Below are 11,948 nucleotides of genomic sequence, written 5' to 3' on the forward strand. Positions count from 1 at the left end.
GTGCGGTCTTTTTTTATGAGGGAATTATAATGGCGACGCTGATTGAAACCGGCATCCAGATTGAGCGATTAAACGACATTATTACACGCTTTGAAGAAGGCTTTCGGCAAATTTACGGACAAAATATTGACCTTTCGCCCGATACACCGGACGGACAGATGGTCGGCTTATTATCGCAAATTAAGATGGATATTGAAGAACTGGCGGAAAATATCTATCGCCAATTAGATCCTGATGTGGCAACGGGTGCATGGCTTGAACAGCGCGTCGCCTATGCGGGTTTAATGCGGCGAGCGGCAAGTTACAGCTATCTGCGCTCGGTAGTTTTAACCGGTGAACCCTTAACACAGCTTTATGCCGGTATTGTCGTTTCAGACCCTCATAAAGTGCGGTGGGTACTGAATGCAAATGTGCAGTTAGACAGTAACGGTTCCGCACGTGCGGATTTTCGCAGTGAAGAACTGGGCGCATTTAATCTTGCCAAGAACACAAATTTGACGATTGAGACTGTGACTCTTGGGCTTAACGCGGCCACAACGCTTGAAAATGCGGAAATCGGCGTGGAAGAAGAAACCGATCAGCAATTACGAGAACGTTTTTTCATTAGTCGAACCAAGAATGCGCAAAATTCGGCGGACGCTATCCAATCCAAAATTGCCGCCTTGCCTGATGTTAAACAGGTGAAAGTGTTAGAGAACAACACCAAACAACGGGACAAAAACGGCGTTGAGCCACATTCTTTAAACGTTATTGTTGACGGTGGCGCAGATAATCAGATCGCGCAAGTGATTTACGAAAACAAGGGCGCCGGCGTAGGGTTGCAAGGTGGCACAGAAACGACTTTGACCATAAATAATGAGCGTCGCACATTACGCTTTGATCGCGTTGCGCCGGTTGATGTGCAGGTGTCTATGCGTTGTGTGCGGTATGAAGATTTTACCGAAGTGGATAAAGACGAAATTAAGCGATTATTATCTATCCAAAAGTTTGAAATCGGTCAGAATTTATCGTTATCCCGTCTTTATTCGCCAATTAACCAGGTGGGCGGATTCTGGGTAGAAGAACTAAAAATTGGACGCAAAGGGCAGGCATTAAAAGCAGAAAATGTGATTGTTCAGCCACGTGAGCTGGCTCGTATTTTAGCATCCGATATTACTATCGAGGTGGAATAATGGCTTATGCTGATTTATTGATTTGGCAATATCGCAACAAGCCGAAAGCCATTGCCACTATCAAGCTGATAGAAAACATTATCGCCAAAGGCTTTGTTGACCTGTATCAGTTGCAAGACGTGTTAAATATTGAAACGGCAACAGGTCATCAGTTAGATCTTGTCGGGAAGCACGTAGGGCAGGGGAGAATCATTAACGGGTATCAACTGCGTAAGTTTTTCGGCTTTCGAGGTTCACCACTCGCACTCGGATTTAGTCAAAAACGTGTCGGCGGTGGGCAATGGTACAGAAAGCGAGATCCATTGGCTGATTCGGTGCGATTATCCGATGAGGATTATCGATTTCTGATCAAATGCCGAATTTTGAAAAATTACCAGACCAGCACGCTACCAAATATCATTGAGGCGTGCCGGTTTATTTTTGGAGACGGCTGCCGGGTCATCGATAACTATGACATGACAGTATCAGTATCAGTATCAAACCAAAACATATCCGATTTCAAAAAATTTGCAATCAATCATCTTGATATTTTACCGCGCCAAGCAGGCGTGCAATATCTTTTCAGCTTAGTATAGAGGTCATTTATGGCATTAGTGAATAAACCGGACGAAAGCATTTTTGCTTCATCAGCAAAACAGGGCGAAGTGGATAATTTCCCCGATTTGTTGCGTGGGTGGGGAATCACATTCGATCAAACGCAAGGTATTCCGCCTATGGAGTGGTTTAACTTTTTGTTTAAACGCCTGGACGAAAAACACGCCTATTTAATGCAGCGCGGTTTGCCGGAATGGTCTGCTACACAAGACTACACTAAAGGTTCTTGTGTACAGTTTGACGGCTTAAGCTATCGCGCACTAAAAGCAAGCAAAAACAACCAACCAAATGAAGCTAATTCGCAATATTGGGTGCGTTGGGGTTTTACGCTAACCGAAATTGCCCGTGCGACATTAACCCAATACGGCTTAACTCAACTTTATACCGGTTACGACAGTCAGCGCGAGGATTTAGCATTAACGCCTAAAACTGCATTTTTACTAAAACAACTTATTGATTCAAATACAAGAACTCTGGGTAATGTTATTCCGAACAGCAAAAAATCTGATGCTGTGAATAGTAACTCGTCTGATACTGTAGCGACATCAAAAGCGGTTAAAACGGCTTATGACAAAGGCGTGGAAGCGAAAACCGCAGCAGATAATGCACAGAAAACCGCAGACGCTGCTTTGCCGCTAAATAATAGCAATAGTAAAGAACTTACTATTGGCGATTATAAGTTTGTATTTCAAACCGACGGAAACTTAGTTGTTATAAGAAAATCAACGAATGATGTTATTTACGCGGCAAATAGATGGGTTAGCAAACTTGGCGACACACTAACGGGCATATTGCGCACAGTTGGCATTGCTTCAAAACAGTTTGGCTTTGGTGATTACAATCAACAATACACAAGCGGCGCACCGTTTATGGTTGAAGAAGCTGAAACCGACAGAAAAAATACTTATTTCCCGCTGGTTAAAGGTAGATTTCGCAAAGCAGGGAAATACGGAACCGCATTCTCATTCGGCTACACAACAAAACAGGGTGAAGGCGATGGATTCGGTAAAGGCATTATCCACATGGCGGAAGATAATGGCTCAAATAGATATTGGGCTTTTGAACATAACGGCGATTTTATTGCGGCGAATGATGTTAAAACCGCTGGTGGTAAATCACTAAATACAGCTGCACAATTAAGTGATTTCGCATATCAAAAAATCGGTAATTTTGAGATTCGCCGGTATCCAGACGGGACGATGATACAAACGTATTTTATAGAACAGTATGATTTAAAAGACTGGGTGGAGAAATCATTTAACTGGGCACAAGCATTTGTAGGAAGCCCGCTGATCTTTGAAAAAATCCAAACGTCGTATAACGGGAATCATTCATGCGGTGTAAATATACTAAAAAAATCAACAAACACAACGTGTTATTATTTTGAATGGGAAGTTGGAACTCCTGACCAAGGTAACGTAAAAATCCAATTCTTAGCAATCGGGAGATGGAAGTAATGGCAATCTACTATAAAAATGGTTTCTATAACGATGAAAATGGCGGCTATGTACCGCAAGGTGCAGTAGAAATCACCGAACAAACCTACCGCACTTTACTTGATGGTCAAGCTACAGGAAAACAAATTATTGCTGATAACACAGGCAAGCCAATTTTAGTTGAACCACAACCAAGCCCCGCGCACGAGTTAAAAGACGGCAAATGGATAATTTCACCCGAAAAACTAACCGCACTTTTGCAACAACGAAAAACGAATTTGCTCAAAACCATCGCCGACAAAACCGATAATTTCAAAGCGCAGTATCTAATCGGCTATTCACAGGCAGAAATTGACAGTTTTTATCGACAAGAACGTGAAGCGCGAGACGAATTGCCGACCATGCTTTTGACGGAAATTTTCGAAGGGCGCGATGATTTAAGCTCAATTGATGACTTGAAAAAAAAGGTTATCGAAAAAGCGGACCTGTTCGCGATCATCATGGGTAAACTCTTTGCAATTAAACAAGGCTTTGAAAAGCATATTGAGCAAGCCGAAACAATGGAACAATTGGATAAAATTGAACAGGAGATTAACCAATGGCAAAAACTGTGAAAACATGGGGCTATCATGTAGTCGTGGCAATCGATCAGTTATTCAACGCGCTGATTGGCGGCGCAGCAGATGAGACATTATCAAGCCGCACCTATCGTCGCGCAGCTCTAACCGAGTATCCGCGTAAGCGTTGGCGCGTACTTTACCGCGTGATTAACGGGGTGTTCTTTGACCGTAACCACTGCAAAGAAGCGTATTTTAGTGAGGTTTACCGCCGACAATACACCGAAGATTTTCAATAGCATAAACAAAACGGCGGGGAATCCGCCGTTTCTTCCTTATCATAGGTTAGCCATTTATCCATTCGTCCACCTGATCCGCCCACCGTTGCATCATCTCTTTACGCTGTTCGGCATATTCCGCTTTGTTGTAAACAGCACGTACACCTTGTTGTTCATGTGCCAGGCTTTTCTCAATCCAATCACTGTTAAAACCCATTTCGTGCAGCAGGGTAGATCCTGTGCGGCGTAAATCATGAACAGTGAAATCATCAATGCGATTTTCATCTTTGTTGATGATGTTGATACAGTTTGCTATAACTCGATTAAGCGAGCTATTCGCGATTGGCTGACCACGATTTATTCTTCCCGGCAACAGATACGGCGAACCTTCCGAATAAATTTGAAATGCGACGATGATGTCTAATGCCTGTTCTGACAAATAGACGTTGTGCGCCCGTTTTGCTTTCATTCGGTCTGCCGGAATCGTCCACACCTTATTTTTAAAATCCACCTCGTCCCAAGTTGCATTAATGAGTTCCCCTTTTCGCACAAGCGTTAGCAGGATAAATTTGACTGCTTTTTTCAGCGCAAAATCGGATTGCGTATTTTCAAGCGTACTGAAGAAGAGTTTTATCTCTCTCGGGGTTAGAACGCGTTCGCGCTTTTTGAACGTTGCAATAGATGAATTTGCGATTTCGTCGGCCGGATTTGTCAGTTTATGGCCGCGCTGAATCGCGTATCGGTAGATATTCGCGATTAGATCACGAACGAAAATGGCCGTGGAAGGCGCACCGCGATCTTTAATTTTATTGCAATGGCGGCGGATTTCATCCGTAGTGATTTCGGTCATTAAGCGATTCCCAAACGTACCTTTAATATCTCGTTCATAAGTGGCCGCGCGTAGGGCTTTTGTACTTTCTGCCAGTTGCACCTCATCAAGGTATTTTTCAGCGAAAGCAGAAAAGCGATCTGCATTGCGGATAAGGTGTTTTTGGTTACGCTTTTCACCGGCGGGAGAAATTCCTTCACTGACCTGCTTCCTTGCGATCATTAATTTTTCGCGCGCTTCTGCGAGATTTATTCCGTCGGCGCCGTATTTGCCGATAGTTAAAGTTTCGCGCCTACCGTTGATCCTGTAGTCGTAACGAAAAGTGATAGTCCCTGCGGGGGTTACTGATACATAAAGCCCGTCACGATCAGCAACTTTATAGAGTTTATCTTTGGGTTTTAGTGATTTGATTTTTGAATCGGTGAGCATTTTTATTACGTCCATTATACCGTCTGAAAAGTGTCGGTATTTTTGATCTTTTTGGATTGTGTTTCAATACACACCGTCAAAAATAACGCAATAAAAATGAAATACTATGAAATGATATGAAACGCCATGAAATAACAAAACCCCGACAGAGCGGGGCTTTATGACTATTTTGAAACGTCATGAAATGTTATGAAATGCGGAAATATTATTCCCACTCAATCGTTGCCGGCGGTTTTCCGCTGATGTCATATACCACGCGGGAAATACCGTTCACTTCATTGATGATACGGTTGGAGACTTTGCCGAGTAAATCGTAAGGCAGATGTGCCCAATGTGCGGTCATAAAATCGATCGTTTCCACGGCACGCAGAGAAATTACCCAGTCGTATTTGCGTCCGTCGCCCATCACGCCCACGGATTTCACAGGAAGGAATACGCTAAATGCCTGACTGGTTTTGTCATACCAGCCGCTATTACGCAATTCTTCGATAAAGATGGCATCGGCGCGGCGTAATAAATCGCAGTATTCTTTTTTGATTTCGCCGAGCACGCGCACGCCCAAGCCCGGGCCCGGGAACGGGTGGCGGTTGATCATGTCTGCCGGCAAGCCTAATGCCAAGCCGATTTTACGCACTTCGTCTTTGAACAATTCGCGCAACGGTTCCACCAAGCCGAGTTTCATGTAATCCGGCAAACCACCGACGTTGTGGTGGGATTTGATCACATGGGCTTTGCCGGTTTTACTGGCGGCGGATTCGATCACGTCAGGATAAATCGTACCTTGCGCCAACCATTTTACTTTGGTGAGTTTTTTCGATTCGTCATCGAATACATCGACGAACACTTTGCCGATAATTTTGCGTTTCGCTTCCGGATCGGCAACGCCTGCCAACTCGCCTAAGAAGCGGCTTTCCGCATCCACGCGGGTGATGTTCAAGCCGAATTTATTACCAAACATTTCCATCACTTGATCGCCTTCGTTTAAACGCAATAAACCGTTATCCACGAACACGCAATGCAGGTTTTTGCCGATGGCGCGGTGTAATAACAAGGCGACCACGGAGGAATCCACGCCGCCGGATAAGCCTAAAATTACTTCGTCGTCGCCCACTTGTTCTTTAATGCGGCCAACAGCGTCTTCAATAATGTTTTCCGCCGTCCATTTGGTTTCGCAGCCGCAAATGTTCACCACGAAATTGGTTAATAATTCCAAGCCTTTCTTGGTGTGGGTCACTTCCGGGTGGAATTGCACGCCGTAGAAACGACGATTTTCATCGGACATCGCCGCAATCGGGCAGGTCGGTGTGGTGCCGGTGATTTGGAAGTGTTGCGGCAAGCGGGTGACTTTATCGCCGTGGCTCATCCACACGTCCAGTTTGCTGTCGCCGTCATTTAAATGGGCGAAAAGTGCGGTCGGATTTTCCATTAAAACGGAGGCATAGCCGAATTCACGGTGATCGGAGGTTTCTGTTAAGCCCCCAAGTTGCATTGCCATGGTTTGCATACCATAGCAAATGCCCAGCACCGGTACGCCGGCATTAAAGACATATTCCGGCGCACGCGGGCTGTTTTCTTCCGTGGTGCTTTCCGGCCCGCCGGAAAGAATAATGCCTGTCGGGTTAAATTCGCGGATTTGTTGTTCTGTCACATCCCACGCCCAAAGTTCGCAATACACGCCGATTTCACGCACACGACGCGCAATGAGTTGGGTGTATTGGGAACCGAAGTCGAGAATGAGGATTTTATGGTTGTGGATGTTGGTCATGGTTTTATCCAAAAATTTCAGAATGAGTATTTAATCGAATAAGGTGTAAATCGTCATCAACTAAGCGATAAATCAACACGAGATCATTTTTTATATGACAATCCCGAAAGTCCTTCATATTTCCGGTAAGTTGGTGATCTTTATACTTTGCCGGTAATACCTTCCTATTTAAAAGGCAATGCATTACTTCAATATATTCGGGACTTGTTGCCATTTGGAAAGACTGCTTTTTTAAATCCCGTTTAAAATCATTAGTATAATAAAGTTCTCTTTGAGTGTTACTCATCAGTCATTCTCCAGAATTTGACGATGTAATTCTTCTAAAGAGGATGCTTTAATTACTTTTCCATTCAAAGAATCTTCCATTGCCCGACGGGTAATTTCATTCGGCTGATAATCCAAACTGAGCGGAATGGTATTGGTTTTGGCGATTTGGGTTAAAAACATATTTAATACTTGGGCAGGCGTTAAGCCGTAGCTTTTGATGACGTTAAAGGCTTGCTCTTTGATCTCTGCTTGAGTACGGAAATTGACAGCGCTATCTAACATAATTTGTTCCTCCATTAAGTCATGGAGGCATTATACGTCAAATGTATTGCAATGCAATACAAAAACATTGCCGATTTCAACCGCACTTTTAAATGATTTTATGCACTATCGCAAAACGGTGGCGCATTCTACCACTTCCCCCACCTAACGTAAACGATTGCGACACTTGTGTAGCACAAAGTGCGGGCACAAAAAACAACGTTTTTTGAACGTTGGTTTTGCCAACGGCCCCAACGGGGCGAATAAATCACTTCAGTGATTTATGAGTATTTTTTTTACTTGTTTTTTAGCGACCCCAAATAAATCGCCAATAAGGTCACTAACGCGCCGAGCCATTGCAGGGCGTTGATGGGTTTGTGTAATAAAAAGGCGTCGATAACCAGCGCGGCGACAGGCTCGGAGAGCAGTAATAAGCCCGTCAGGCTGAGGCTGAGTAGCGGGATCGTGTAGGCGATCAAGCCCCAAGCGATGCATTGCATGACGATGCCGTAAATCAGGATTAAGCCGATGTCCGTGAACGTGGTCGGGTAGAGGGAATCGGCGTTGAAAATCAGTGCGGGCAGAATTAATGCGACGGCACCGCTGATACTGATAAGCCACATGAGCGGAAAAATGGAAATCGGCTCAATGCTGTGCGCTTGGCGAATCGCCGCCATGGAAGACGCGAGGCAGGCACCGGAAAGTAAGCCGATAAAAATGCCGTAACCTGCGTCGATGTTATGTTGCAGTTCCGGGCTGGCGATAAGTAGCACGCCGACAGTGGCGATAAACAGGCTTGCCAGTTGCAATTTGCTTTGTCGTTCTTGGAAAAACAGCCGACCGATGAACGCCAAAAAGAAGATTTGCAGGCTGTTCAATAAGGTGGAAATGCCAGGGCCGACGGCGTAAATGCTTTCATGCCAAAAGGCTAAATCAAAGGCGAGAAACACGCCGGAGGCAATTGCCCAGAACAAGGCTTTCGGTTGTTTCGGCAATGTCTTGCGGTAAAGTTTCACCAGCACCCAAAAAATCACGGAGGCAATGAGCAAGCGCCAAAAGGCGATGGCATAAGCACCTACGGGCACGAATTTGACGATAAGGCTGCCGAGCCCGAATAAAATACAGCCGACAACCAACATGGTGGCGGCAAAGCGATTTGATTGCATGATTGATTTATTGAAATGAAAAACGAGGGAGGATTATAACAAAAGTGCGGTCACTTTCACGGGTGTTTTTCATTGCTAAAAAACGCCGGAAAAACCGACCGCACTTTATGTCTATTATGCCGGAATGAATAGCTCGGTGGCGATAATGACGCAAATAAAACCTACAGCCATGGGCACAGACATCCGTTTCACGATTTCAAACGGTGAGATTTTTGCCATGCCGGACACTGCCACCACCACGCCGGACACCGGGGATAAGCCGCGACCAAGATTGGAAGCTTGCAACATCGGAATGGTTAAATACGCCGGGTTGGCGCCCATTTGTGCGGCGAGTTTCGGAATCAATTCGGCGAAGGCGTAGAACGCGGCGTTGCCGGAACCGGTCGCCATGGTGGCTAAAATCGTGATCACGGCAAGCACCAACATCATGATTAAACTGCCGCCGCCGAAAGATTGGGCGGAATCGATCAGATTGGTAATGAAGCCGATGGCGCTTAAACTTTGCGCAAATACGCCGGCGGCAACCAATAACATGACCACCCCGGCAAAGGCGTCCGCCATACCGCGATAGGCGACCACCAAGTTGTCAAAGGTTTTTTTCGCACTGAAATTGCGGGCGAAGTCAATGATCGCGGTAATCACAAAGCAAAGAAGAATGATGGTGACGATGTGCAGTTTCGGCAAGCCTAGCTGCCCGTCGAAAAGTAACACGCCGATGATTGGCAAGAGTGGCAAAATCGCGTAGAAATTTGGTGCGATGGTTTTGATTTCGGAAGCGTCAACCCGTTCGATTTTAATCCCTTCTTTACGATCCAAATAGCGTTGCCAGAAAAAATGCGCCACGGCGATACCGCAAATGGCGAAAACGGATACCGGCAGGCTGGTGCTGAAAGCGAATTCGCTTAAGGGGACTTTAGAGATTTCGGCGGATAACACCACGTCGCCGGAGGTAGGTGACAAAATAATAGAAATCGGTGAGGCACAAATCGCCGCCGCAGCGCCACGGGAAATCCCTACGTTTACCATTACCGGGAACAGGGTCGCCATTAACAACACCCCTAAACCGGTGGCAGAGGCGACGGCAAAAGACATTAAGCATGCCAGAAAATAGGCGAACACCATTAAAATATAGGGCGAACGAATATTTTTTAACGGCTTGGAAACCAGTTTGACCACCACGTCGTTGGCGCCCAAATGGGTCATGTAGGCGGAAAAACCGCATAAGATCATGATCATTAAGCCCAAGCCGCCGGCGCGATTGGACAGCAAGTCTTTGACATATTCCAAAATATCAAAATAGGCGGAGCCGGTACTTTTGACATTTGCCGGCAAGATGGAGTGCCCCAATAACACCGAAATCAGTAACAGCGCCAAGCCGCCGAACATTAATACGCCTGTCGCCGAATAGCCTTTAACGATGTAGTACGCCACGGCGATAATCGCGACTAAGCCGATGATTAAATCCATAATTGCTCCTTAGATTGTGAGATTTATTCGTAGAACGTTGAATGTAGCGAAAAAATAAAGCCGTTGTAAACGGCTTTATGTGTAAAGTTTGAAGTGGATCATAAAAAGTGCGGTGGTTTTTCGGCGTGTTTTTAAAACGCCGTGAAAACTGACCGCACTTTTTCTATCAATGTAGGTTATTGTCTGTTAAATAAACGCTTTTATCGGAGGTGTCACGCGGTAACACCAGATTTAACACTACCGCTGTGATGCCGCCCGCAGCAATGGCGTTACGGAACACGTCAGGCAACATTTTGAACACTTCCGGTTCAAAGGCGACGCCCAAACCGACGCCGACCGCCGTGGCGGCAATGACGGCTTCTCGGCGATTGATCCCGTGGGTCATAATGATTCGCACACCGGCAATGGCGATTAAGCCGAACATCAACACCATGGCACCGCCGAGTACCGGACTTGGAATCGTGGTGAAGGCGCGCCCGATAATCGGGAACAAACCGAATAGCACCAAAATGGCGGCGATAAATTTACCCACATGGCGGGAGGCGACGCCGGTCATTTGAATCACGCCGTTGTTTTGTGCGAAGGTGGTGAGCGGCAGGGATCCGAGCGCAGTGGCAATCACGGAGACCAAACCGTCGGCGAACACCCCGCCGCGTAAGCGTTGACGAAATTCTTCGCCTTCATAAGGCTGACCGGAAACCATTGCGGTGGCGGTTAAATCGCCTACGGCTTCAAATACGCTTAATAAATAGATGATGGCGGCGACCCAGAATGCCGACCAGTCGAAAGTAAAACCGTATTTAAACGGTACGGGAACGGTAAAAATAGCCACGTCTTTTAACGGCGAAAAATCCACCATGCCTAAACATAACGCCACGATGTAGCCGGCGATTAAGCCGACGGCAATGCCGCTCATGCGTAATACTGGGTTGCGCATACAGTTAAAAATCAACACGATGATTAATACGAAGCCTGCCAAGCCGATATTTTGCAAGGAGCCGAACGCCTCTGTGCCTTTCGCCGAAAAGCCACCGCCGAAGTCGGTGATGCCGATGTCAATGAGACTCAAGCCGATGAGCAACACGACTACGCCACTGACGGTCGGGGTGATGACGCGTTTCAAATAAGGCAGGACCCAAGCCGCACCGCACACTAAAAATGCGCCCACAAAGGACACGCCGAGCAGGGTAGAGACCATAGTGTTTTCGTCAATGCCGTTTTCTTTCATGCTCATGCCGACGGCGATCATGACGCTAACGAAGGAGAAGTTGACCGATTGAATGGAAAGCAAGCCGGAACCGACAAAGCCGAAGCGGTGTACTTGAATGTAGGTGCCGATGCCGGATGCCACCATCGCCATAGACACCAAATAGGCGGTCATGTGCACCGGTAAGCCTAGCACGCCACCGACGATAAGGGCGGGCGTGACCATCGGCACGAAAATCGCCAGCAGGTGAGTGATGGCGCTGATTAACGCGTTGAGAAAGGGCGGTTTATCTTCAAGGCGATAAACCAAATCGGCTTCGGCAGCCTTTTGCTCGTGTTCCATAGGGAGTCCTTTGAATAGATGAAAGTTGTGTTATCAATGAGAAGGGCGCTATTTTAGTGAATTTCATTTTATTGCGCAAACGATTGCTTGATGATTCGACGATAATGAGTCAGAAAAGTGCGGTCTGTTTTCGTGGTGTTTTTAAGATCAAAAACGTCTGAAAAAATAACCGCACTTT

General features: G+C 46.2%; 12 protein-coding genes. 5 read left to right on the forward strand and 7 right to left on the reverse strand.

Annotated features, from left to right (window positions below; translation table 11 throughout):
- The first annotated feature begins 29 nt into the window (after positions 1 to 29).
- The 5 genes from DK430_RS07600 to DK430_RS07620 are packed head-to-tail and all read left to right on the forward strand — an operon-like array spanning position 30 to position 4,058.
- The gene (locus tag DK430_RS07600) at positions 30 to 1,172 is read left to right on the forward strand and encodes a baseplate J/gp47 family protein (RefSeq protein WP_109078483.1); all 1,143 of its coding nucleotides are present in this window, start codon (positions 30 to 32) and stop codon (positions 1,170 to 1,172) included.
- Positions 1,172 to 1,747, forward strand: a complete 576-nt coding sequence (locus tag DK430_RS07605; protein ID WP_109078484.1) for a DUF2612 domain-containing protein — start codon at positions 1,172 to 1,174, stop codon at positions 1,745 to 1,747. The genes DK430_RS07600 and DK430_RS07605 overlap by 1 nt, the downstream gene beginning before the upstream one ends.
- Before the next feature lie 9 nt (positions 1,748 to 1,756).
- The gene (locus tag DK430_RS07610; protein ID WP_109078485.1) at positions 1,757 to 3,223 is read left to right on the forward strand and encodes a tail fiber protein; all 1,467 of its coding nucleotides are present in this window, start codon (positions 1,757 to 1,759) and stop codon (positions 3,221 to 3,223) included.
- A complete protein-coding gene (locus DK430_RS07615) occupies positions 3,223 to 3,816 on the forward strand; it encodes an HI_1402-related protein (RefSeq protein WP_109078531.1) in 594 nt (197 codons plus the stop codon). The genes DK430_RS07610 and DK430_RS07615 overlap by 1 nt, the downstream gene beginning before the upstream one ends.
- Positions 3,801 to 4,058: a hypothetical protein gene (locus tag DK430_RS07620; protein WP_109078486.1), complete on the forward strand. Its 258-nt coding sequence runs from the start codon at positions 3,801 to 3,803 to the stop codon at positions 4,056 to 4,058. The genes DK430_RS07615 and DK430_RS07620 overlap by 16 nt, the downstream gene beginning before the upstream one ends.
- A 46-nt stretch (positions 4,059 to 4,104) precedes the next feature.
- Here the strand turns inward: DK430_RS07620 and DK430_RS07625 are convergent, their stop codons facing one another.
- The 7 genes from DK430_RS07625 to DK430_RS07655 form a co-directional block, all read right to left on the reverse strand.
- Positions 4,105 to 5,310, reverse strand: a complete 1,206-nt coding sequence (locus tag DK430_RS07625) for a tyrosine-type recombinase/integrase (RefSeq protein WP_429696970.1) — start codon at positions 5,308 to 5,310, stop codon at positions 4,105 to 4,107.
- Positions 5,311 to 5,500: 190 nt separating this feature from the next.
- Positions 5,501 to 7,060 carry a glutamine-hydrolyzing GMP synthase gene (gene guaA / locus DK430_RS07630; protein WP_109078488.1) on the reverse strand — a complete coding sequence of 520 codons (1,560 nt, stop codon included), beginning with the start codon at positions 7,058 to 7,060 and terminating at the stop codon, positions 5,501 to 5,503.
- Between the two features lie 4 nt (positions 7,061 to 7,064).
- Positions 7,065 to 7,346 carry a type II toxin-antitoxin system YafQ family toxin gene (locus DK430_RS07635; RefSeq protein WP_109078489.1) on the reverse strand — a complete coding sequence of 94 codons (282 nt, stop codon included), beginning with the start codon at positions 7,344 to 7,346 and terminating at the stop codon, positions 7,065 to 7,067.
- On the reverse strand, positions 7,346 to 7,609 hold the full coding sequence (locus tag DK430_RS07640; RefSeq protein WP_109078490.1) for a type II toxin-antitoxin system RelB/DinJ family antitoxin: 264 nt from the start codon (positions 7,607 to 7,609) through the stop codon (positions 7,346 to 7,348). Before DK430_RS07640 ends, DK430_RS07635 begins: the two co-directional genes overlap by 1 nt.
- A gap of 275 nt (positions 7,610 to 7,884) precedes the next feature.
- The gene (locus DK430_RS07645) at positions 7,885 to 8,754 is read right to left on the reverse strand and encodes a DMT family transporter (RefSeq protein WP_109078491.1); all 870 of its coding nucleotides are present in this window, start codon (positions 8,752 to 8,754) and stop codon (positions 7,885 to 7,887) included.
- A 114-nt stretch (positions 8,755 to 8,868) separates the two neighbouring features.
- Positions 8,869 to 10,221, reverse strand: a complete 1,353-nt coding sequence (gene dcuC / locus DK430_RS07650) for an anaerobic C4-dicarboxylate transporter DcuC (protein ID WP_109078492.1) — start codon at positions 10,219 to 10,221, stop codon at positions 8,869 to 8,871.
- Between the two features lie 166 nt (positions 10,222 to 10,387).
- Positions 10,388 to 11,770: a nucleobase:cation symporter-2 family protein gene (locus DK430_RS07655; RefSeq protein ID WP_109078493.1), complete on the reverse strand. Its 1,383-nt coding sequence runs from the start codon at positions 11,768 to 11,770 to the stop codon at positions 10,388 to 10,390.
- Between the last annotated feature and the right edge of the window lie 178 nt (positions 11,771 to 11,948).

Source organism: Aggregatibacter kilianii (genome assembly GCF_003129965.1).
Lineage (GTDB): Bacteria > Pseudomonadota > Gammaproteobacteria > Enterobacterales > Pasteurellaceae > Aggregatibacter > Aggregatibacter kilianii_A.